This is a genomic window from Lysobacter antibioticus (genome assembly GCF_001442535.1).
GTDB classification, from domain to species: Bacteria; Pseudomonadota; Gammaproteobacteria; order Xanthomonadales; family Xanthomonadaceae; genus Lysobacter; species Lysobacter antibioticus.
The window spans coordinates 2,864,260-2,885,651 of sequence record NZ_CP013141.1 but is presented as its reverse complement, the minus strand read 5'-3'; the positions used below and the strand labels follow the sequence as shown (position 1 = coordinate 2,885,651).

Sequence of the window (21,392 nt, the reverse complement as noted above, 5' to 3'; positions counted from 1 at the left end):
TCCCCATCGCCGGCAGGGCGCCCGCGCGACCGGCTACCAGTTGAGCACATAGCCGATGCCACGCACCGCGCGCAGCGGCAGCTCTTCTTCCGCCAACTGCTGGCATTTCTTGCGCAGGCGATGAACCAGCATTTCCAGCCGGTGCGGATCGAACTCGTAGGCGTTCTTGACCAAGCTCGCGATCAAAGTCTCGCGCTGCACCGGAATGCCGGCCGCTGCTGCCAGCATCGCCATGACTTGCCGCTCGGCCAGGTTCATCTCGATCTCGACACCGCCGGGAGTCAGGATGCACCAGCCCCTGTCGTCCAGGCGCCACTTCGTCCGCGCATGAGTGGGGTTCGCCTCCGGCACGACCCATCGCGCCAGATTATGCAAAGTCGTCACCACCTCTTCCATATCGACCGGCTTGGGCAGATAAGCATCCGCACCCGCGCGCAGCCCGCGCATCCGGTCCGGGCCGGAGTCGTATCCGGTCAACATGACGATGCCGACACGCGGAGACAGCTTGCGCAGATGCGCTGCGATGCTGACGCCATCCTCATCGGGCAGGCCGACATCGAGCAGCACCAGATCGTAGGAGCGAAGCGTCATCGACCGGTACAGATCCAGCGCGCCCGCCATCCCGAAGACGGAGAACCCGGAATGCGCCAGCACCGGCAAAAGAACGTCTTCTCGGAATGTTCGATCGTCCTCCACCACCGCCAGCGTGGGCAGCCGCCGGGCGGCCTCCATCGAGCGAGCGTCCATCGTTTCCCCCCAAGGAAATCCGGGCCAACTTGCGAAAAACGCGGGGAGCCCGACCCGCTTTGCGCGCAGGAGTCAAAGTAGCATCGCGTTCTTCGAGCGAACGGCGACGAACCTGCTTTCGTGATAATTGTCACACCCGCTGAGCGACTGCGAAAGCCTGCCTAGTTCGCCGAACAGGACACAGGCTCGGCGCCTGCGTGCAGACCAGGCTACGACCGCGAGCCGTGCACAGGCAACGAATGCGAAGTGACTCGACCCGGCAGGACCGGACCCGGCATTCGACTGACAAGCTGCGACCGCCCCGGCGTGCCCGTTACCGCCGGAATGACCGGCCGCGACCCGAAGCCGTCAGCGGGACAACTCGGCAAGCCGGCGCTTTATACGCTCGCGGTCGATGTGCGGCGCCACGACGGGCCACTGCCGGAGCAGCATGGACCTGCAGAAGTCGTAGGCGAAAACCAGCCCCAGCCCGAAGCAGCCGGCCGCCAACAAGATGTGAGGCCAATGAAGCTCGGCACCGCTGCGGAATACGACGAAGAACATTGCGGCGGTAGCCAGCCACAGTCCGGCCCATAGCAACCGATAACGCCAAGGACGGCCGCGTTGCGAGGTATCCATCGCCTTCAGCAGTTCCTTCAGCACGTGAACTTCCTGTTCTCTATTCATTGCCGTACTTCCACGCAGATTCTGCAGAGAAAACCGGTCTCGACAGGGTCAGGTACGCTTGCAGAGCGACTCGACCTCGGCCTCTTTGTACGTCGATTCCACCGGAATGATGCGGAGCGTCCGCCCGGTGAACTTCAGTATGCGCGACCGGTACACCGACTTCTTCTTGAGCATGTCGTCCTGTACTTTCTGCCCGCGCTCGTTGCTGATCCACGAATCGGACGACGACAGGAACTTCACCTCCTCTATCTTGGAGACGAGGATGTCGCCCTCAAGCAGCCAGGTGCCCGATGCCCGGTCCCGGATGACCACCGGCGACTTGCCGGGCTGGGTGATCACCGAGGTGGTCAGGCTGGTGTAACGGCCATCGGCCTGATTGATCGTCTCCGTGCTGACGACCAAGTCGTAATTCGGGTCGGGCACCGCGATCGGCCCACAGCGCCAGGTGCCTACCAAGGACTGGCTGCTGAGCCCAGCCGGGCGGTTGGTCGCGCAGCCAGCGAGCAGGCCGGCGGCGGCGAAGACCACGATCCATCGCATAAAACTCTCCAATGAAGTCCAACGTTTTTCGGTCGATCCGCTACGCAAAGCGGCTTCGCATTATCGTTTGTCGCATCGATTCCGTCCGCCGCAGCAGTGCGGCATCCGGCTCTGCATGCCTCAAGCTTGGACTATGACGGCTTTGGGACGCGGCCAGAAGCGACACGCCTCATCGAAGCCGGCGGCCTCGGCCTGCCTCCGGGTCGAGTCGGAAATGGGCATCTGCAGTAGCATCAGTCGCCTTCATCCGCGCAGGAGCCCAGTCTTGTCGTCGTTCTCCGATCCCCAGGCGGTTGCCCGCTACGCGCTCGGTCCGGTCAGGCAAGTACCGGGCTTTCAGGCGCTGCAACAGATGGCCAGGCTGCTGCTCGCCGAGAGCGTACCCCGCGACGGCCAGGTACTCGTCCTCGGCGCCGGCGGCGGCCTGGAGTTGAAGGTTTTTGCCGAAGCGCAGCCCGAGTGGCGTTTCGTCGGCGTGGACCCGTCGGCCGAGATGCTGAAACTCGCGAGCGCCACCTTGGGTCCGCTCGCACCGCGCGTCGAACTCGTCGAGGGTTACATCGACACCGCGTCGGAGGGACCTTACGACGGCGCCACCTGCCTGCTGACCTTGCATTTTCTGCCCGCCGAACAACGCCTGCATACCTTGACCGAGCTCAGGCGACGCCTGAAACCCGGCGCTCCACTGATCGTGGCCCACCACAGCTTTCCCCAAGGCGAACAGCAAAAGGCGCGTTGGCTGAATCGCTACGCGGCCTTCGCGGTAGCGTCCGGCATTCCCGCCGCGGATGCCGGCAACGCCATCGCCGCGATCGGCAGCCGACTGCCGGCGCTTTCACCCGAACAGGACCTGGCCTTGCTGCGAGAGGCGGGGTTCGACGAGGTCGAGTTGTTCTATGCCGGTTTTACCTTCAAGGGCTGGGTTGCGTACAACCCGTCCTGATGGCGTCATCCGGCTGACACGGGACCCGTCAGCCGTCGCGCGTCCCGTCGAGCGCGGCCCTCAGTTCCGCAGGCAGCGGTACCGGCCATCGCGTCTCGGGCGATATCGTGACCTGCGTGATGGTCGCGCGGAAGCAGTTGTCGCCGGCGGCATTGAACGCGCTGACCAGCAGAGCGAACGAGTGCTCGCCGACCTTGTCGACCGAGACCTCGATATCGATCGCATCGTCCCAGGCCATCGGATGCAGAAACTCGATCGAAAGGGCGCGCGCGGGCGGCAGGATGCCCATGGCGAACAAACGCCTGGCTGCGGGTCCGCCGAGCGCATGCGACAGAAAATCGAGCCCCGCTTCGACGACGAAGTGAGCGATACGCGGCGTGTACACGACCCCACCCGGGTCGCAGTCGCCGAACAGGATCACTCGGCGCATTCGGAAGGCCATCGGCAGTCCTCCATGGAGGGGTATGACAGCGCCAAAAAAATTTATGCGTGTCCGTACACCTTATCCCAGCCAGCGCCATGGCACGAACGATACGCGCAGGTGCCCACTCGTAAGCTCGACCGGCTTCTGCAGGCGGACTTCCTGGGCTCGCGCTATGCCAGCAGCTCGTCTACCTTGCTGCGGAACTGGCGCCCGGAGAACAGATGCTGACCGGAATCGAGCACGATCCGGAACCTGGCCGAACCGGCAGGAACGATCTGGCGAATAGCCGCGATGCGTACAACGGCAGACCGGTGCAGCCGGGCGAACTCGGCGCAGCCGAGGCGCGAATGAAAATCCGTCAAGGTTTCACGCACGGTATAGACGGCCCCGTCCGCGTGAACTTCAAGATAATTCCCTATCGAAACGACAAGATCGATCTTGTTCCTTTGCACAAGATGAACCCGGCTTCCGACCTTCAGCGGAATGCGATCGGCGTCGCTGACGGCTTCGTTGACCACGCCATCTTTCGTCCGAGCCCCACTCAGTCTTTCGAGCGTATCCCGCAAACGCTCGCCCGAAACCGGCTTGATCAAATAATCGACGGCACGCACGTCGAAGGCCCGGGCGCCGTGCTGCGGGTACGCCGTCACGAACACCACGTGCGGCCGGGGCCCTGGCCATCGAGCCAGAGCCTGGAATCCATCTCCACCTGGCATCTCGATATCCAGAAAGAGAACGTCAATGTCCAAATTCGCCGCAACGGCCGATAGCTCTCCGATGTCGACACACTCGGCCACGACGGATACCAGGTCCCGACCTACTCTCTCCAACAGACGACGCAGCCTGGCACGCGCCATCGGCTCGTCATCGATGATCGCAGCGCGCAGCGAGGTCATGCCGGAGACTCACCGGGAAGACTGGCAGCCCCATACTTTCCCGTCGGAACGGTTATTCGAACGAGGTATCTCCCGGATTCCGTCGAGCATTGCCGGATGGTCGCCCGCCCCCCGTACAAGAGCTGCAGGCGGCTGCGCGCACTTCCCAAGCCGATGCCCGAACCATGAGGCGCCGCCCCATCGGGAGACACACAATTAGACACTTCGACGACCAAGGTCTCGCCACGCAATTCACAGCCGATGCCTAACACGCTCGGAGCTCGCCGTCGCGAAATACCGTGCACCACGGCATTTTCGACCAAGGGTTGCAGAATCAGCGCCGGCACCGAAACATCCAGAGCTGCCGTTTCGACGCTCCATTCGACCTTTAGCCGATCGCTCAAACGAACCTTCTCGATCATCAAGTAGCTGTTGATTAGCTCGATCTCCTCGCGGAGCGGCCGGAATTGAACTCTATCGACGGATAGCCCCTCCTGAAGCAGGAGCGAAAGCGAAACCAGCATCCGATCAGCCAGCTCCGGATCCCGATGCACCATTTCGGCGACGGAGTTGAGCGCATTGAAAAGGAAATGAGGGTTCATTTGTGCACGCAATGCTTCCAGCTTTGCCGTGGTGAGGCCCTCTTGCAGCCTCGCGATCTGCCTGCCCCTGTCCATGCTCCTGTGATAGAAAACGAGCGCGTGCGCCATTCCAATCACGACCCAGGCAAGCATCAGGTTGTAACTCAGGCTACCGGTCAGAACCTCCATGAATCCCGGACGAGGATGATGACCGAACCAATGGAAGACGGAGCTTGTCGCATAGACATAGGCCGCCCGGAGCAACACCGTCAGAAGGGAGGCACCGAGCAGGATCGCCAAAGAACGCAGTATCCGGCCGCGCTCGATCGGACTGCGCCGCACCAGCCAGTACAGCCCCAAGGTCACCGGCACCCACATCATCCAACTGCCGAAGCCGAAGTGAAGCGCCTGTGGCCAAGACATCGACATGCCTTCCGGGCCGCTCATGCGAACGATCTGGGCGGCAAACACAATTGCGTAGCCCGTCCACCAGATGATGACCATCCAGAAGACCGCTGGTATTCGCTTCAGAACCGCTCCCGCAGTGACGAGCATATTGAGTGTCTGGCGGAACAATTGCCTCCAAGGCAGCGAGCACTTTGTACAGTGCTCGCACCATCGGCATCCTACCGGCAGGCACTATCCACCAGAACCCCCAGTACCGGCGATACCAGCAGGACCCGGCTTCACCGCGGCCGGTGACCGCAACGGACAAGCTCTCCGGCAGCCCCCTGCCACACGATTGCGCTGATCGCAGCCGGGAAGATGGCGCAAGGAATAATGAGCTCCCGGCCCCGGCTACTCGCTCAAGCGTCCGCCTCCGGACGAACGCCTGAGCCTTGAGCAGATATCAACGATCCCAACCGCAAGACTGGCCCGCTGCTTCCTGAATAGGCCAAGACAGCTGGGGCACCGCTTGGATACTCGTCCAGCATTGAAGGCCTGGCTCAGAAAGAAGCGCGAACCCCGAGCGTGTACTGGCGATTGCCCGCGCCCGCCCCGGCTTCGGCGGTCAAGCCCCACAGCTCGTTGAACTTCAGCAAAGCGCCTACCGCGCCGCTGACCTCGCCGTCGTAGGTATCGCCGTCGGTGTACCTGAGCTTGCCCCAGGCCTCCAGGCGTTCGCTCAGGTTGCCGCGCAGGCCGACCGATGCGCGGGCATCGTCGCCATCCTGTTTCTCGGTGAACGCCAGGGCGCGGTTCTCGTACTCGAAGCGGGCGTTGAGATAACCCAGCTCCGCGGTCCAATCGAGGCGCTCGTTGATCTCGTAGTGGTAGCCCAGGCCGAGCGCGACTTGCTGCACGTCCACGTCCAAGCGGGTCAGCACCTGCGATCCGGAGCTCACGTCGACATCGCCATTGCCCCGGTGGAAGGCGCCGGTCAGAAACATCCCGCGCCCCAGCTCGACCGAGCCGCCGACATAGCCGCCGTCGGCATCGATATCGCCCAGGCGCAGCAAGGGATCGGAGTCGGCCGACTCGATCGTCTGCTTTCCATAGCCCGCATCCAGATAGGTGTAGCTGCGCGATGCGGCAAGCGCCGTGACCGGAGACAGTGCCGCTGCCGCGAGGAGCATTGCAAAACAGTGATTTTTCATGGTGCTTACTACGCTTTACTTCTTGACAGTGGAGGGGAGTGCGCTGCGTCGATGCAGGATCGATGCGGAAGCAAACAGCGCATACGTTGCCCCGTGCGCACGGCTTTGGCAACCGGGACCGGCCTTGCCCATGCCCCCTACCCCATCGAATGCCGGCGCCGTCGGCAAAGCGCGCAGGCAATCACGAATCGGCATGCACGACTCGGCGCGAAGCCCGCATTCGCTGCAGGGATGGCGACAGAGCCGACCGGGCCTGCGACTTACTTGACTCTGCGGAACCGCCGGTAGAAACCGCCTTCCTGGGTTTTCCCTTCGATGATCAGCTCATCCCCGCTGAGCTTGAATGGACGGGGTTGGTCGGTGCCGGTGTAGCTCGGCATCAGGCTGCCCTGCACCTCATGAATCACCTTGCTCTGCGCTTCATCGACCCGGTAGGTGCCGAAGTAGGCCACATAGCCGTCGTAAGCGGCCCGGACTTCCCGCTCGCTGCCCTTCTGATCGCCCTCGGCGAACGGCGGCGTCGCCGGCGTCCGCATGAGCTGCACATGCAGATGACCGGTCGGGTCGTAGACGATGTATCCCGTGGGGCGCTCGCCATAAGGATGCTGAATCTTTCCGGCGGGGTCGGTGTCGACCACCTCCATGACTTGCCAGGTACCCACGAGCCGGGAACGCAAGGGTTCCGCCTCGCCCTTGGCGGCCGGCGGCGCTGCGACGGCGCAGCCGATCGACAGGCCGGTCAAGGCCAGAAATAAAATACCGGTTTTCATCAGGATCTCCTCTGCTGGACGTCGAAGGCTGCGGCAGGTCGCCCGCCCGGGTTCATCCGAAGATCCGCATGCCCAAGCCGCAACACCAGTTCCATCCGTCATGCCTGGCGCATGATAGGCCGTGCAGCGACTCGGCCTGGCTGCAATAGCGACGTTCGCACCACACCGCTCGCACCGTCCTGCGCCATAAGCCGGCCAGAAACGTGACGACCCTCGGGTTTGGCGGCGCCCGGAGCGGCGCATTCATTGTTCGCAGCCAGCAAGCCGCAATGCGGTTGGAACGAATTGTTATACGACGACCGCATCCCTCTCACGACGGGATAACGCGTTCGCACTTATCCCTGTGCACTCCTGGCCCGACTAGGGAGCAATGCCATGAGCACGACGAAACAGAAAGGCGAGATCGAGCGACTGGAAAAAGCGTTCTGGCAGTCGATACTGGAGGGATCGCCGCAAGTGGCCACCGAAATGCTGACCGAGCCCGCCCTCATGGTCAGCGGACATGGTGCGCACAAGTTCGACCATGCCACCTACACCAAGATGGCGAACGACGACCGAGTCAAGCTGCTCGACTACAAGATATCCGCGATGGACGTCCTGCTGCCGACGGACGATGTGGCCGTCGCCAGCTATCGCGTGTTGCAGAAGGTGGCGATGGAAGGCAAGACCACGGAGATGGACGTCTACGACACCTCGACCTGGGTCAAGGTGGGCGATCAGTGGCGTTGCGTGATGCACACGGAAAGTCCGGCGGATTCGAAGAAGCACTGACGAAGAAGCGCTGACCGCTTCGGCTTGCGGCCGCATCGTCGGCAAGCAATCTTCATCCAGGCCATGCGGCCGCCCGGTCGGCCGGAATCTCCAGGCACGAGCGCGCGCCTGGAGAAGGCCATTGCGACTGCGCGATCCGGCTCTGAGATCTCATCCCCGGCGACCGCAGGCAGGCCGCCGCAATCATCGGCGCGCAGGCGCCAGGGAGGAACGCCGCGTGTACGTCATCATGGGCGGTACCGGACATGCAGGGTCGGCCACGGCCGACTGCCTGCTCGCACGCGGAGAATCGGTCACCATCGTGACCCGCTCTGCCGCGCGTGCCGATGAGTGGCGCGCGAAGGGCGCCGGGATCGCCGAGGCGGACGTAGAGGACGTGGCGTCCTTGCGCGCGGCGCTGCGCCTCGGGCGCCGCGCTTTCCTGCTCAACCCACCCGCGGACACGAGCACCGATACCGATGCGGTCGAACGGCGCACGGTCGCCAATATTCTCGCCGCGCTCGATGGCTCGCGGCTGGAGAAAGTGGTCGCCGAATCCACCGGCGGCGCGCAGCCCGGCGAGCGCATCGGCGACCTCAATGTCTTGTGGGAACTCGAACAAGGCCTGCGCGGCGGACCGATTCCCGCCGCCATCAACCGTGCGGCTTACTACATGAGCAACTGGGACGGGCAGCTCGATGCCATCCGCAGCACCGGCGAGCTGTCCACCCTGTTTCCGGCCGATCTCGCCCTTCCGATGGTCGCACCGCGCGACTTGGGCGAAGCGGCCGCGGCGAGGCTGTTGTCGCCACTGGACGACACCGGCGTGCGTTACGTGGAAGGCCCACGCCTGTATTCCTCGAACGATGTCGCCGAGGCCTTCTCGAAAGCGCTCGGCCAGCCGGTAAAGGTGAAGGTCACGCCGCGCGACCAGTGGAAGCAGGCCTTCCTGGGCCTCGGCTTTTCCGAAGCCGCTGCCGATTCCTATGCGCGAATGACCGCCGTCAGCATCGACGACGGCTTCGACCTATCCGACGACCCGCTGCGGGGCACGACGACGCTCGACGACTACATCAGCGACCTGGTGGCCAGGCAGGACGACTAGCGACCAGCGTTTTTTGTCGGTCCGGACCGATCGCCGAACGCCGTCGGCTTTGCTTCGGGCCCATCGCGAGTGCTGTTTCGCCGGGCCAGGCATTACAACAAGCCCAGTTGCGTCGCCTTCAATGTCGCTGCCGCGCGCGTCGAGCATTCCAGCTTGCGGAACGCGTTCTCCACGTGAGTGCGCACGGTGCTGGGACTGATCGCCAGCTTCTGAGCCACGACCTTGTTGCTCGCCCCAAGGCTGATCCAGCGCAGCACATCGCGTTCGCGATCCGTGAGGAGACCCGACGACAGCGCCACCGGCGGTCGAATCGCCGCAGGTCGCCGCCTGTCCATAAGGGCTTCAACGACATCGGGGTCGTAGCGTCCTGCGGTAGCATCGGCCAACAGAACGGCGGTTGCCGCGTCCTCTGCGAACGCGTCGCGCCATGGGCGCGGACAACGTAGCGCCACCCACGCAGCCGCGGCCGCGAGGATCCGGCCCTCGATCGGAATCATCTCCGTCTTGAACTCTCGGTAATAGCCGGACCCATCTTGTCGTTCATAGGCATACGAAGCGATCTCCGCTTCGCTTGCCAAGGAACCTATCTGTCGCGCCGCGCGGTTGGTCCAGTACGGAACCAGCCGGACTCGTTCCCAGGCCGATTCGGCGAGCCTCCCGGGCGTATCCCAGATCATGTTCGGAACCGCGGCGCGTCCCATTCCGTGGATTAGCCCCGCGCGATAGACCTTTTGCTGACTGGCCGAATCCAGGCCGAGCCCCGACGCTGCATTGCGCGCCAGTTGCGCGACTTGCAAGGAGTAGCCAGTCATCCAAGGCAACTTCAGGTCGACGACATGCGCGAGTATCTCCAAGGGCGTAAAGCGCTCCGAGAACGACTTGGCTAACGAGCATCGGCCCGACAACGCAGGGTCGTCGTCGAGCGCTGCCAGCCATTGCGAAGCTTGAGCCACGAGCAGCTTGGCCAAGTGACCAGGATAGAGAACGTCCGCGCGTTGACCGACGAGCTTGCATGCCTGCTCCAGGCCATACAGCCGATTGAAGATATCGAGGTCGCCCGCCAGCGAAGCCATATAGACCGATTGCGGGACCTGCGCACCCTGCAGCCCATCCGGAGCGCCCGAGCCGTCGTAGCTTTCGAACAAGTGGCGAAGTGCGAACTGGGTCGCGTCGTCCAAACCCAGCTGTGACGCAATGTCTCCGGAGACCTCGCAATGGATGCGCGACAACGAGAGGAACGCAGATCCCTTTTTGCGCGTACCGGCCCGAAACCCACTGCCGGAGGATGGAGTGGCGAGCAATGCTTTCCGCCCGCCGACGTCGTCGCCGAACAACTGCGCGAATTCGGGCGCGTTGGCGGTGCAGCCCGACCAGCGCAACAGCGCGACGGCCGAAGCCTGCGCGCAGGCGGCGTCATCGGCGCCGCTGGCCCTCGCCAGCTCCCCTGCCATCCAAGCGGCTCGCGGCGAGTGGTCGGTGGGCTGCCCCATCGACAGATCGCCCACGAATGCGAGCGAGCGCATGACATCCAGCAGGGCTACGGAAGCGAGGTCCACTTGAACAGATCCCTGTGCAGAGGCGGGAAGTCTAATGCCGCCGCCCTCGCTCCGGCCTCGGTCATTCAACCGATGGTGCGTCTAGAACCGGCCGCGCAAGCTATGTCTCACGGATGGGCCGACCCATCCGCCTCCCAAGTGATGCAGGTCCCTACCCTCTGGAGAACCATCATGAACCTCAAGACTCTCGCCCTCGCTACGACCGCCGCCCTGTCCCTCGCCTCGACGGCCGACGCCGCCTCGGCCAAGAACGCCCCTCAGGAAGTGAAGAACGTCGTGCTCGTGCACGGCGGTTTCGTCGACGGATCCGGCTGGCAAAAAGTCCACGACCTGCTGAAGAAGGATGGCTACCGCGTCACCATCGTCCAGAACCCGACCACGTCGCTCGCCGACGATGTCGCCTTCACCAAGCGCGCCATCGCACAGCAGGACGGGTCGGTCGTTCTGGTCGGCCACTCCTACGGCGGCGTGGTGATCTCGGAAGCCGGCATGGACCCCAAGGTGCAGCGCCTCGTCTACATCGCCGCCTTCGCTCCCGACCAGGGCGAGTCGGTGCAGACCTTGATCGCCAACCCGCCCCCGGGCGCGGCGGTCCCGCCGATTCTGCCGCCGCAGGATGGCTTCCTGTTCCTCGACCGCGAGAAGTTCGCCGCCTCGTTCGCCGGCGACGTTTCGGCCGAAGAAGCGGAGTTTATGGCGGCTTCGCAGGTGCCGTGGGGCGTCGGTGCGTTGGGCGGCGCGGTCACCGTACCGGCATGGAAGTCGAAGCCGAGCTGGTACTTGGTCGCGACCGACGATCGCATGATTCCGCCCCCGGCTCAGCAAATGATGGCCAAGCGCGCGGGCGCCACCGTGGTCGAGACAGCGGGCAGCCATGCGATCTACGTCTCCAAGCCGGAAGCGGTCGCGAAGATCATTCAACAAGCCGCGCGCGGGAACAAGTAATCGCGCGATGGCGCGGGGCGCTCGGATGGAGCGCTCCGCATCCATCGCAAACTGCCGGCGGACCATTCCAGATGAATTTGAAGTTGCCACCGAGGACGACCGGGAGGCGGCACTTCCTCAGAGCTCGCTGACCATAACGTAATAGCCGTCGGGGTCGCGCAGCGCGAATTCCTGCGTCCCGGTGCTGGGATTGAAACCAGGCTCTTCCTCCAGCTTCGTCACGAGCGTGCGTGCCCGGGCCAAGGCCTGCTCGAAATCATCGACACGGAAAAACAACAGCAGGCCGTTACCGGGCTGGGCGTGCTCGGGACTGGCCAGGGACGGATGGTCGTGCGCGCCCCATTGATGGAAGCAGATCAACACGGTTCCATCCGTATCCAGGATTTGCCCGAAGAAATCGTGCGCGGGCGCGGTTTTGGCCTGACCGAACAAGGATTGATACCAGCCGAAGCTGCGAGCGACGTCGGCGACGCCGATGATGGTCCAGGTGCGTTTCATAGGATGCTCCTGCGATTCGAGGATTGATTAAGCCGAACCTCGAAGCGGCCCGGCTCGAGTTAATCATCAGACCCGCTCGCCCCTAAAGCCCAATGGCCAAGACCCCGCCCGCGACCTATAGCCTATGCGCCATATCGAAAACCCTTCTGTCAGCGCAGGAACGATTCTGGCTAGGCCTTTCTGGAACGAAGGCGGATTATAAAACGCCGGGTTACACACGACCAAGGCCAGAATCCTGACCAGAGCAATCATGCCAATAAGCAAGGAAAGCGCACTGAATATGGCCCCACTCGCAGGCAATGAAGAAACCGAAACAGGATAAACGCTTCGGGCAAGCCACCAAACGGCTATGCCTTGATTGAATCACCAGTCGGGACTTGGCAGGCCGCCTTTACCTTACAGGCCCAGTGCGGATCCCCGGAGTCAACAACAAGAACGCAGAACCCGTGCATCTCGCCCTCCAGCATCACCCCCTCGGAATCATCGACAAGCAGGTCTATGCCGAAAGCCGGAGGAAATTTGGATGGGGCTAAGGGTTTCCCGCGCAAAGCGCTTGAATGAGAAACTCCATTGACCACGCCGCCCAAACGGATACCTGCGAAGAACAGCCAAAGGTGAAGGTAGGCTTTCGACCTAAGCGAAGAGGTATAGATCCATAGTTCATGACCATCGGCTTGTAACTCGCGCATCAACTCGATAGCGCCTTCTCGCAACGGCTCCCGAAAGAACAAGTTCATCGGGAACCTCAGCACCGCCGAAGGGAATTGCGCTTTACCCAACGGCGTCAAGGTGCCATCCATGTCGAAAGCGATTCGCATCTTAAGTCCCGTCTGGGTCCTGCCGAGGCCTGGGGCGAGCCTACCGTAATGCGCATGTTATTGCTGCAGACCACAGCAGAGATGGGTTGGTCTAACCGCGATTGCCATGAAGTCGTCCGCCAAGGGCTTTACGTCGACTGACCGCTCGCGAAGCGGCTTCGAGCCGAACGATCTATCGGACCTTATTGCCGGAGTTTGTGCGCCTGCCACGGAAAGCTCCTGGTATGCGGCGCGAAGTATCCGGTCGGCAGCTCCAGACCGATGCTATGGAGTCCGGCGCGGAGCGCGTCGACGGGCGGCTCTACGATGTGAGGGATGGTGTTTGTGAGCACGATCGATTCCTCAGGCCCATACACGAGGGAATACTCGTGTTCGATGTCGCCGCCCCACATCGCACATCCGTAGTAGAAAACCGGTTGTCGCAGCCCGGCCGCAAGCGTCGCGACGGCCCTGCGCAGCTGCAAGGGCGGCACCGACTCTTCGTCAAGATACTCCGACAGGCACTGTGTAACTTCCGTATCCAGCAGCTCTTCGGCGGCCGACTCACATGGCAGCCCGGTCCAGTCGAGTACCTCGGTGTGGTGCCAGTCGCTCCAGTGCGATGACTTGCCGCACACAGGACGGATGACAAGCAACCCACCATCGGGAAGGCCGTGCCGAAGCTCCTTCCGATGCCATACGTGCCCAGCGAGTGAGCGGATGTGATAGGCGAACGGCGCCAACCACGGCGAGGCAGCGACCGATTCCAAAGCCTCGTCACTGGCGCGAAGGACGATTTCGTCTGCGTACCAGGTCATGGGCGATGAGCAGCCTGGACTTGGTTCGAGCCGGGCTCCGAACCGACTTCGGCTTGAGCGAATCGCTCGGACGCATCCGACGGTTGCACATGGCCGACGCCGACTTGGAACAACAAATACTGCCCGGGTTGGGCCAGCTCGGGCGTATGGGCGCGCCACCAGTCGGCGGCTTCCCGACTGGATTGAGCGAGCAAGTCGAACGCGGGGAGAGACTCGACCAAGTATCCGGTCTCGGTGCGGGCCCGGCCGAAGAAGCGAGCCAGGTACTGGCCGATCCGAGTCTTGGGAGTGCTAAGCACCCCGAAGGTGGGCAGCGTCACCGGCGCTTCGCAACCGTCGGGCAGCGGCAAAGCGAGCCCCACCCAATGCTGCCGCACCCAATCCGGCGCTTCGCCCGGGGGCACGGAGGTGATCTTGAGCTTGGCCATGCGGTTTTCGGCGCCCCCAACGCCAGGTTAAAGCCAACAGCGGAACGGCTGCGGCTCGAATGAATCGCTAGGCCCCAGCCTGGACGCGCTCGACCCATCGCAGCGCAATGTAGCCGGCAAGCGTAGCGCAGGCCAGCGCAAGTCCCGCGTCGGCAGCGAAATGAGCGGGATGAAAGCCGTAGCTGTCGCAGACCGATACGCCGCAGTCCCCTCCGACCTTGCGGAACAGAAAAGGAAAGCCGGCCACTTCCTGGCCATCGCGTTGATAGGCCTGACGAGTGAGGAGATAGGGAACCGCATTGGCCAGGAACGCGATGAAGATCGTCGCAAGGAAGGCGGTGGAGAATGCTGTCTTGGCACGCATGGTCAGAGCCTGGAGCGGGACTTACAGCGACAACCAAGGCCAGACGCAGAACGCCAGCACCGCCCACCCTGCCGCCTGGAGCCACAAGCCGCGACCGCCTTCGCGCACCCGCTCAGCGTTGCGCTTGCTGGTCGCCAACCACGTCGAGACCAGGGTCGAATGCAGCAGCAAGCCGCCCACCACCCACGCCGCGAGGTACAGCATCACGCCGAGGGGATCGGGGCCCTGGCCGTCGTGAGCCCCGGGCGAGCGATAGCCCAGGTGGGCGTAAACCCAAGTCCCCAGGCATAGCAGACTGATGACGACACTGATCCGGTGATAAAGCTTCATCGCATTCCTCCTTGAAGGGCGACAGGGCAATGAAAAAGACAAGCAAACGAGGCGCTCATGCTAGTGCCTCGGAGGGCCGACGCAACGACTCCATGCTTTTTTAACGAACGCTTCAGAACAGCGGAATATCCCCGGATCGATCATTGGCGCCCGACCAACGCGCCCCACAAGAGTAGGATCCTCGAACGGCCGCCCGGGCCGTACCCTGCCCGGTCCCCAGAAGTGCGCATCGCCCCTGAGCCCGGCGCAGCGCAGATTCGATTCCATGGAATCGGCGCCGCGCGACGATCCCGTGCACCCCTGGCCGGCAAGACAACGACGCAGCTCGACTTCCCGCGCAACCCGATGCGCGCCACTGAACGAGGAGAATCGGAATGGTCAGCAAAAACACGATCTGCCTGTGGTACGACGGCACCGCACTGGACGCCGCGAAGTTCTATGCCGAGACGTTTCCCGACAGCGCGGTCGGGGCCGTGCATCACGCGCCCGGCGACTTTCCCTCGGGTAGACAGGGCGATGTCCTGACCGTCGAATTCACGGTGCTGGGCATCCCCTGTCTCGGCTTGAACGGCGGGCCGGCCTTCAAGCACAACGAGGCCTTCTCGTTTCAGGTGGCGACCGACGACCAAGCCGAGACGGACCGTCTATGGAACGCGATCGTCGACAACGGCGGCCAGACCAGCGCTTGCGGTTGGTGCAAGGACAAGTGGGGGCTGTCGTGGCAGATCACGCCGCGCGCCCTGACCGCGGCGATCACCGATCCCGACCCGGCCGCCGCCAAGCGCGCCTTCGACGCGATGATGGAGATGACCAAGATCGACATCGCGACGATCGAGGCGGCTCGGCGCGGCTGAGGCAGCACAAAGTAAGCTGGCCTCGCGGTGGCGGCCCCGGGGCTCGCTTGCGTTGGCGGCAACGACGGCACCGGGTCGAAACCGATCCGGTAATGCGCTGCTCATGACCGGTCTCCTGCCCCGATAGGCCGTACTGCTGCGGAAGATTCGCGCGCGACCGTGGGGCTGCAGCCGCCCTTGCTCCGCTCTCCGGCGAGTGCCTGAGTCACCAATGCCGTCGGGACCACATAGATATTCGCTTGCCCGTTCAACACCTGAGCGGCATCGTCGGCGTGCGCCGAGGTGCGCATGCTGGCGAAACGCAATTCCTTGCCGTCGGCGGTGAGGGACGGGGTGAAGTCCATGCCGGCTGCGTTGATCGGTGGCGGCAAGCGCACCGCCGCCGACCAGCCGTCGTCCGTTCGACAGGCGGCGAACAGATTCGCATCCGGGGAGCCGCTGCGCTGGCTCCAGAATACGGCCAGACCGCCATCCGACGAGAGGGTGAAGTCGCCTTGAATCGCGCCGTCGTTGAACGGCGCGCCCAATGGCTGCGGCGCATCGAAGCCACCACCGTTCACGCGCGCCCGGTAGATCGCCAGTTTCGCCGGCCCGCCCTTGCGCGAGCTGTTGAAGTACAACCAACCATCGTGCAATTCCGGACCGAGTTCCTCGCCATCGCTGGCCAGCGCATCGAGGTGCTCGGGCACACCGAAACGCCCGTCCTCCAGGCCGACGCGCCAGATATCCAGGCTGGAGCTCGGCGCCTCGCCGCTGAGCGGACGGTTGGAAACGAAATAGAGCGTTCGGCCGTCAGGCGCCAACCAGGGATCGGAGTCGCGATAGCGCGGATCGGTGAATGACGCCTCGGCAGCCTCGCCCCAACCGCTTCCGTCCCGTCGTACAAACCAGATCCGGCTGTCCTTGAAGTTCGCCGCCGAACGTGCGAACACCATCGCGTGCTGCCCGGAATCGGTGCTGAGGTTGTAATCGTTGCGCGTGCCCGACAACCAGCCAGCACCCAGCAGTCGTGCGGCATCGGCTTGCGGCGAAGCCAACTGGCGCTCGCCGCCAAGCGCGGCACCCGGCGTCTGCACGGACACCGGTGGCTTGAGCGAGGCTGCCGCTGGCTCGGCAGGATTCATCGGCGTGCAAGCCGGCGCCAGCACGCAGAGCGCCACCAGGACAACACGTCTCATTACATACCCCGTATGGATTTCGCGACCACGGCCTTATCGACGACGCGCGACTCACTTCGGCTTGCTGTACCACAAGGCATTGACGATGATCCATTTGCCGTCGAATTTCCCCATGTGGAAATAGTCGACGAACCACGGGGTTTCCAGGCGCACCGACGCGGCATTGCCGACCACGTCGAGCACGCGGCAGCTGCGGTCCCACTGTTCCTTCGACGTCTTCAGCGCCCCCTGCTTGGTCAGCGCCACCAGTTCTTCCTTGGACATGCGCCGCAAGCCGAGCCGCTCGTAAGGCGTGTCCCCGATCACCGCGCGCTTGGCCAGGTCCGGGTGCAATGCGCGCGCGACGCGGTCCGGGGCCGCCTCGAGCTGACCGTCCACATAATCGAAGCAGGTCGCCTCGATGGCGGCGACCGTCGCCGGATCGACGTTCGCCGGGGCTGGGGCCGCCGCGCCTGCCGCCGCCATGATCAAGGAGAATGTCAGCATAGTTATCTTTGTCGCCGAGTCGGATCGATCCGCTCATTAGGCAGGACCCGGAAGCGGAAGTCTGCAGATCGTGCGGCAGACCGTGGCTGAGATGCGACGAGGCGTTGAGCCCAAGGAATCGTCTTCACAGTGGGTAGCGAGTAATTCATAGTGGCCGCCTGCCATGAAGAATCTCCATATGAGTTCCATCGTCTTGACCGATTCGATGTCGGCAGCCTCGAAGCGTCTGTTCTGGCCCTTGCAGAGCATCGGCTGGTTCGGCTATTTCATCCTCCACTTCACCACCGCGATGGGCGACGGCAAGCCGCTGCACTATGTCTCCGTCTCGCTTTCCGTAGCCGCCTGCGGCTTCGCCGTCACCAGCCTGCTGCGCCTGGGCTATCGGCGCCTATGGGGCCTGTCGGTGCCGCAGATGACCGCCGCCGCGATCGCGCTGCTCGTGCTGGCCACGCTGGTGCAGATGAAGCTTTACGTGACCATCGCCTTCAGCTACTGCGACGATTGCCGGATCCGCAGCATTTTCGGCTATCTGTGGTACTTCACTTCGACGCTCTACATCCTGTTGTCGTGGAGCGGGCTGTACTTCGGAATCAAGTTCGCGCTGCAGTTGCAGCAGCAGAAAGAGGCGGCGCTGCGCGCGCAGAACGCCGCGCACGCCGCGCAGATCAAGATGCTGCGCTACCAGCTCAATCCGCACTTTCTCTTCAACACGCTCAACGCCATCTCCACCTTGGTCCTCGACGACAAACGGGACACGGCCTACCGCATGGTCGCAAGCCTGTCGGCGTTCCTGCGTCGCTCGCTCGATTCCGACCCCGAGCAGCCGGTCGCGCTGGCGCAGGAGGTCGAAGCGCTCAATCTTTACCTGGGCATCGAACAGGTGCGTTTCGGCGATCGCCTGCAGATGATCGTGGACATCGAACCTGCGGCGCGCGATGCGCTGGTACCGAGTCTGATCCTGCAGCCGCTGATCGAGAATGCGATCAAGTACGCGGTGTCCAAGCGAGAAGAAGGCGGATGCATCGAACTCATCGGGCGGCTCGACGGCGACATGCTCGATCTGCATCTGCGCGACGACGGCCCCGGCTTCGCCGAAGCCGAGCCGACGGCCGACGGGCATGCCCCCGTTGGCCTGGCCAATACCCGCGAGCGCCTGCGCATACTGTACGGCGAGCGCCAGCAGCTGAACATCCGCAACCGCGAGTCTGGCGGCGTGGACGTGCATATCCGGCTGCCGTTCGCAACCGCGCGGAAGGCCTGAGGTGAAGAGGCCCGAGATGAAAAAGATCCGCACATTGATCGTCGACGACGAAGCCTTGGCGCGGCGAGGCCTGGAACTGCGGCTGGGCCGCCACGAGGATATCGAAATCGTCGGCGAAGCCGGCAATGGCCGCGAAGCTTTCCACGCCATTTCCGCCCTGCGTCCGCAGTTGATGTTCCTCGACGTGCAAATGCCAGGGATCGACGGCTTCGAGCTGTTGCGCATGCTGCCGGCGGCGCAGATCCCTTTGACGGTTTTCGTTACCGCCTACGACCACTACGCCATCGCCGCGTTCGCCGCGAGCGCGCTCGACTACCTGCTCAAGCCGGTCGACGACGCGCGCCTGGACGAGTCGGTCGAGCGCGCGCGTTCGCGCCTGGCCGCGCGCAAGACCGAGGATCACTACGAACGCCTGCTCAAGTTCATTGCGACCCTGCCCGGAACGCATCGATCGAAGGTCGACGGCCTATTGGGCGACGAGGATCCGCGCGCCGGCTCCAAACTGACGATCAAGGACGGCCATCGTCTGCTGCGCATCGACGCCGACTCGGTCCGCTGGATCGATGCAGCCGGCGACTACATGTGCATCCACGCCAACGACGAAACCCACGTCCTGCGCGGCACGATGCAGCAACTGGAACGACGCCTCGATCCGCATAAATTCGCGCGTATCCACCGCTCGGCCATCGTCAACCTCGGCCGGGTCAAGGAGATGCGCCCCCACCTCAATGGCGAGTATTTTCTTCTGCTCGACTCCGGACACGAGTTGAAGCTGTCGCGCAGTTATCGCGACAAGATCAAGCTGCTGACCTGACCTGACCTGACCTGATCTGACCAGGCCCAGCTCCGCTGCGGGTCGGCGGCCTCGCACCGAGCGCAGGTATTCGGGCAACGACCGAAGCGAGCGCTCGCTTCCGCCGCCTCGTTCATCGAGAGGGTTCTCGCCGCCCATGAAAACCAGCGTGTTCCGCTCGGCCTCGGCGGCCTTCGCAACGAGCCTGCTTGTCGCCTTCGCAGCAACGGCCGCGCCGCCGACCGTAAACAAGGCAAGCTTATCCGCGCCCGTTATCGACAGTCCCGGCGCACTCCTGCAGCGGTTACTCGGCCTTGCGCAACGGCGGCGACGGCGCACCCTTCGGCCCCACCGGGCGCGATTCGTAGTGAGCCTTGAAAATCGCCCGCCCTTGCGCCTCAATCGCGTCCCATTGCTGCGACGACAGGTCGCCGAAGCGAGTCGGGCCATTCGCCCACAGCGCCTCGAACCCGGAACCGCGGCGGCCCCGGACCAGGTCGCGGGCATAGCCATACGCCAGTTCCTGCACTCGGTCGCGTGGGAATAACGCGCCGCTCCTGGCGTACGCATCGATGTAGATATCCAAAGCGCGGTCCTCGCCGGCGGCCAGGCCTTGAGCCAGCCATTCGCGCGCCAAGGTCCGCTGCTGCGCCGCGCGCTCGATGTCGGCGATCAATCCATCGCGGTCGCTACCCGCCTGTTCGGACCAGGTGGCCACATAGGCGAGCCTGGCGTCCTTCGCATCGCCCCGGCCGGCACGCTCCAGCCACAGCAAAGATTCGTCCAGGGCGGCCTGGCCCACCCGCGAACAGGCTTCGTACTGCGCAAGTTCCCGGGCGAATCGTTCGTGGACGGTTGCCATGCGCGCTTGTGCATATTCGGCGTCCACCGGGGACTCCATCTCCTCTTCCAGCTGGGCCAGCAATTTGTCCGGCGTGCTTTCCATCACCGTCTTGCGGCATTGGGCCGATCGGCCCCCCAAAACGGAGGCGGCCTCGACGTCGCCCCGTTCCGCCGCTGCGCGCAGCTCGGCATAGACTTCGTCGAGCGGCGGGAGCCACCACTTACCGTATGGATTCTTGCTCCATATCTGCTCCAGGAAACGCTTGCTGGCGGCGCGATTCGCGGCCGATTCTTGCGGCAGTTGCGACAGACGTTGCCGAAGCGCGGCGGCGGCGTCTTGCCCAGCCGGCACTGCGCGCTTCTCGGACGTCTTCGCTTCGGCGATCACGGCCTGTGTCGTGGCGCCGCTCTGCGTCGACGTGTTTCGGCCGGTATAAAACCATGCGGCCAAGCCGCCCAGGGCCAACGTCAACACTCCCCATCCGAGCCCTCGTTTCATAGCGGCGCCTTCCTTTGCTGAAATGCCTGCAGGATTTCGAGCGAGCGGCGCTCGGAATCGCGCACCTGCTGGGGGTTCGCATGCTCCAGCAATTGCGCTTCCATCATCCTCGCAACCCCTTGCGGCAGCCGGCTGCCTTCGCCCGTCCGTCGATACGCCTTCCAGTAAGCGAGCGCGTCGGTCATGTTGCGGCCCAGATACGCTCTATGCCCATGGCTCGCGGCCAAGGCCAGCAGCGACTCGGGCTCGCCCGCCTCGAACGCACGGCGCAGGTAACCACGGGCCCGCTCACGTCGTGCGAGCACCTCCGCGGCGTTGTCCAGCAGGTCCGCATCGGAGGGAAATTCCTCGAACGCGAAAGCGGCATAGTCGACCATCGCTTTCGCATGGCCGCCTTCGGCGGCCAATTCGAACCAGGCGCGCGCATCGCCCTTGCGCACCGAGGCCGGCAAGTCCCCTACCTCGCCGCAGATCGCATCCATTCTGTCTTTGCCGTACAGCAAGGTATCCAGAAGGTCCGGATCGTCCATTCTGCGCCCGCCCAAGCTCATGCTGCTGCCGGCCTTGGCGATCGCTTGCGCCAACATCTCGGTAAAGGCGCCACCGGGAATCGGCCGGTACTCACGACATCGGCTGATGATCTGGCCGAGGCGATAGGCCGCCCGCGCGTCGCCTGCGCGTGCGCGGACTTCGAGCTCTTTGTGGGTCTCCAGAAACGAGCCTTGGGGCAACGGCGCCCCGGC

The 21,392-nt window shown here is 63.8% G+C and carries 26 protein-coding genes; 7 read left to right on the top strand and 19 right to left on the bottom strand.

Annotation, left to right across the window (positions count from 1 at the left end; translation table 11 throughout):
- Positions 1-33: 33 nt before the first annotated feature.
- The 3 genes from GLA29479_RS11665 to GLA29479_RS11655 form a co-directional block, all read right to left on the bottom strand.
- The gene (locus GLA29479_RS11665; RefSeq protein WP_082638575.1) at positions 34-747 is read right to left on the bottom strand and encodes a response regulator transcription factor; all 714 of its coding nucleotides are present in this window, start codon (positions 745-747) and stop codon (positions 34-36) included.
- 348 nt (positions 748-1,095) lie between these two features.
- Complete coding sequence (locus GLA29479_RS11660) at positions 1,096-1,389, bottom strand: DUF2177 family protein (protein ID WP_144436476.1); 294 nt, start codon at positions 1,387-1,389, stop codon at positions 1,096-1,098.
- Between the two features lie 72 nt (positions 1,390-1,461).
- Positions 1,462-1,953, bottom strand: coding sequence for a hypothetical protein (locus tag GLA29479_RS11655; RefSeq protein ID WP_057971680.1), 492 nt, complete (start codon positions 1,951-1,953; stop codon positions 1,462-1,464).
- Between the two features lie 265 nt (positions 1,954-2,218).
- Between GLA29479_RS11655 and GLA29479_RS11650 the strand changes: the two genes are divergently transcribed.
- Positions 2,219-2,896 carry a class I SAM-dependent methyltransferase gene (locus tag GLA29479_RS11650; RefSeq protein WP_057916493.1) on the top strand — a complete coding sequence of 226 codons (678 nt, stop codon included), beginning with the start codon at positions 2,219-2,221 and terminating at the stop codon, positions 2,894-2,896.
- Between the two features lie 28 nt (positions 2,897-2,924).
- Here the strand turns inward: GLA29479_RS11650 and GLA29479_RS11645 are convergent, their stop codons facing one another.
- The 5 genes from GLA29479_RS11645 to GLA29479_RS11625 all read right to left on the bottom strand — a co-directional run bounded on the left by GLA29479_RS11645 (position 2,925) and on the right by GLA29479_RS11625 (position 7,144).
- A complete protein-coding gene (locus GLA29479_RS11645) occupies positions 2,925-3,317 on the bottom strand; it encodes an acyl-CoA thioesterase (RefSeq protein WP_211265058.1) in 393 nt (130 codons plus the stop codon).
- A 173-nt stretch (positions 3,318-3,490) separates the two neighbouring features.
- Positions 3,491-4,216: a LytR/AlgR family response regulator transcription factor gene (locus tag GLA29479_RS11640; RefSeq protein WP_057971678.1), complete on the bottom strand. Its 726-nt coding sequence runs from the start codon at positions 4,214-4,216 to the stop codon at positions 3,491-3,493.
- Positions 4,213-5,352 carry a sensor histidine kinase gene (locus tag GLA29479_RS11635; RefSeq protein WP_144436475.1) on the bottom strand — a complete coding sequence of 380 codons (1,140 nt, stop codon included), beginning with the start codon at positions 5,350-5,352 and terminating at the stop codon, positions 4,213-4,215. The genes GLA29479_RS11640 and GLA29479_RS11635 overlap by 4 nt, the downstream gene beginning before the upstream one ends.
- 371 nt (positions 5,353-5,723) lie before the next feature.
- Positions 5,724-6,353: an outer membrane beta-barrel protein gene (locus GLA29479_RS11630; RefSeq protein WP_057971676.1), complete on the bottom strand. Its 630-nt coding sequence runs from the start codon at positions 6,351-6,353 to the stop codon at positions 5,724-5,726.
- A gap of 281 nt (positions 6,354-6,634) precedes the next feature.
- Positions 6,635-7,144, bottom strand: a complete 510-nt coding sequence (locus tag GLA29479_RS11625) for a lipocalin-like domain-containing protein (RefSeq protein WP_057971675.1) — start codon at positions 7,142-7,144, stop codon at positions 6,635-6,637.
- Between the two features lie 375 nt (positions 7,145-7,519).
- On the opposite strand from GLA29479_RS11625, the gene GLA29479_RS11620 reads away from it, so the two are divergent.
- Together GLA29479_RS11620 and GLA29479_RS11615 are read left to right on the top strand one after the other, a co-directional pair.
- Complete coding sequence (locus GLA29479_RS11620; protein WP_057916487.1) at positions 7,520-7,915, top strand: nuclear transport factor 2 family protein; 396 nt, start codon at positions 7,520-7,522, stop codon at positions 7,913-7,915.
- Between the two features lie 121 nt (positions 7,916-8,036).
- A complete protein-coding gene (locus GLA29479_RS11615) occupies positions 8,037-8,999 on the top strand; it encodes an NmrA family NAD(P)-binding protein (RefSeq protein WP_211265057.1) in 963 nt (320 codons plus the stop codon).
- A gap of 92 nt (positions 9,000-9,091) precedes the next feature.
- Here the strand turns inward: GLA29479_RS11615 and GLA29479_RS11610 are convergent, their stop codons facing one another.
- Positions 9,092-10,555, bottom strand: coding sequence for an HD domain-containing phosphohydrolase (locus GLA29479_RS11610; protein ID WP_248842836.1), 1,464 nt, complete (start codon positions 10,553-10,555; stop codon positions 9,092-9,094).
- Between GLA29479_RS11610 and GLA29479_RS11605 the strand changes: the two genes are divergently transcribed.
- The gene (locus GLA29479_RS11605) at positions 10,556-11,500 is read left to right on the top strand and encodes an alpha/beta hydrolase (RefSeq protein ID WP_248842835.1); all 945 of its coding nucleotides are present in this window, start codon (positions 10,556-10,558) and stop codon (positions 11,498-11,500) included.
- A 117-nt stretch (positions 11,501-11,617) separates the two neighbouring features.
- Here the strand turns inward: GLA29479_RS11605 and GLA29479_RS11600 are convergent, their stop codons facing one another.
- The 6 genes from GLA29479_RS11600 to GLA29479_RS11575 form a co-directional block, all read right to left on the bottom strand.
- Positions 11,618-11,998, bottom strand: coding sequence for a VOC family protein (locus GLA29479_RS11600; protein WP_057971673.1), 381 nt, complete (start codon positions 11,996-11,998; stop codon positions 11,618-11,620).
- 347 nt (positions 11,999-12,345) lie between these two features.
- Entirely contained in the window at positions 12,346-12,816 is a 471-nt protein-coding gene (locus tag GLA29479_RS11595) for an HAD family hydrolase (protein WP_057916484.1), read from the bottom strand.
- Between the two features lie 182 nt (positions 12,817-12,998).
- The gene (locus tag GLA29479_RS11590; protein WP_057971671.1) at positions 12,999-13,613 is read right to left on the bottom strand and encodes a hypothetical protein; all 615 of its coding nucleotides are present in this window, start codon (positions 13,611-13,613) and stop codon (positions 12,999-13,001) included.
- Positions 13,610-14,041 (bottom strand): hypothetical protein, encoded by a 432-nt coding sequence (locus GLA29479_RS11585; protein ID WP_057916482.1) that lies wholly within the window; start codon positions 14,039-14,041, stop codon positions 13,610-13,612. The genes GLA29479_RS11590 and GLA29479_RS11585 overlap by 4 nt, the downstream gene beginning before the upstream one ends.
- A gap of 67 nt (positions 14,042-14,108) precedes the next feature.
- Positions 14,109-14,405: a hypothetical protein gene (locus GLA29479_RS11580; protein WP_057916481.1), complete on the bottom strand. Its 297-nt coding sequence runs from the start codon at positions 14,403-14,405 to the stop codon at positions 14,109-14,111.
- A gap of 21 nt (positions 14,406-14,426) precedes the next feature.
- On the bottom strand, positions 14,427-14,735 hold the full coding sequence (locus GLA29479_RS11575) for a hypothetical protein (RefSeq protein WP_057916480.1): 309 nt from the start codon (positions 14,733-14,735) through the stop codon (positions 14,427-14,429).
- A 374-nt stretch (positions 14,736-15,109) separates the two neighbouring features.
- Between GLA29479_RS11575 and GLA29479_RS11570 the strand changes: the two genes are divergently transcribed.
- Positions 15,110-15,589, top strand: a complete 480-nt coding sequence (locus tag GLA29479_RS11570) for a VOC family protein (RefSeq protein WP_057971670.1) — start codon at positions 15,110-15,112, stop codon at positions 15,587-15,589.
- A gap of 101 nt (positions 15,590-15,690) precedes the next feature.
- Here GLA29479_RS11570 and GLA29479_RS11565 read toward each other — a convergent pair whose 3' ends face one another.
- Both GLA29479_RS11565 and GLA29479_RS11560 read right to left on the bottom strand, forming a co-directional pair.
- On the bottom strand, positions 15,691-16,767 hold the full coding sequence (locus GLA29479_RS11565; protein ID WP_082638567.1) for a TolB-like translocation protein: 1,077 nt from the start codon (positions 16,765-16,767) through the stop codon (positions 15,691-15,693).
- Positions 16,768-16,818: 51 nt separating this feature from the next.
- Positions 16,819-17,232, bottom strand: coding sequence for a nuclear transport factor 2 family protein (locus GLA29479_RS11560; protein ID WP_425478918.1), 414 nt, complete (start codon positions 17,230-17,232; stop codon positions 16,819-16,821).
- A gap of 199 nt (positions 17,233-17,431) precedes the next feature.
- Here GLA29479_RS11560 and GLA29479_RS11555 point away from each other — a divergent pair, with 199 nt between their 5' ends.
- Positions 17,432-18,514: a sensor histidine kinase gene (locus GLA29479_RS11555; RefSeq protein ID WP_057971668.1), complete on the top strand. Its 1,083-nt coding sequence runs from the start codon at positions 17,432-17,434 to the stop codon at positions 18,512-18,514.
- Positions 18,515-18,530: 16 nt separating this feature from the next.
- Positions 18,531-19,328, top strand: a complete 798-nt coding sequence (locus GLA29479_RS11550; protein WP_057973170.1) for a LytR/AlgR family response regulator transcription factor — start codon at positions 18,531-18,533, stop codon at positions 19,326-19,328.
- 283 nt (positions 19,329-19,611) lie between these two features.
- Here the strand turns inward: GLA29479_RS11550 and GLA29479_RS11545 are convergent, their stop codons facing one another.
- Complete coding sequence (locus tag GLA29479_RS11545) at positions 19,612-20,622, bottom strand: hypothetical protein (RefSeq protein ID WP_144436474.1); 1,011 nt, start codon at positions 20,620-20,622, stop codon at positions 19,612-19,614.
- Positions 20,623-20,645: 23 nt separating this feature from the next.
- Positions 20,646-21,380, bottom strand: coding sequence for an SEL1-like repeat protein (locus GLA29479_RS11540; protein WP_057971666.1), 735 nt, complete (start codon positions 21,378-21,380; stop codon positions 20,646-20,648).
- Positions 21,381-21,392 lie beyond the last annotated feature (12 nt).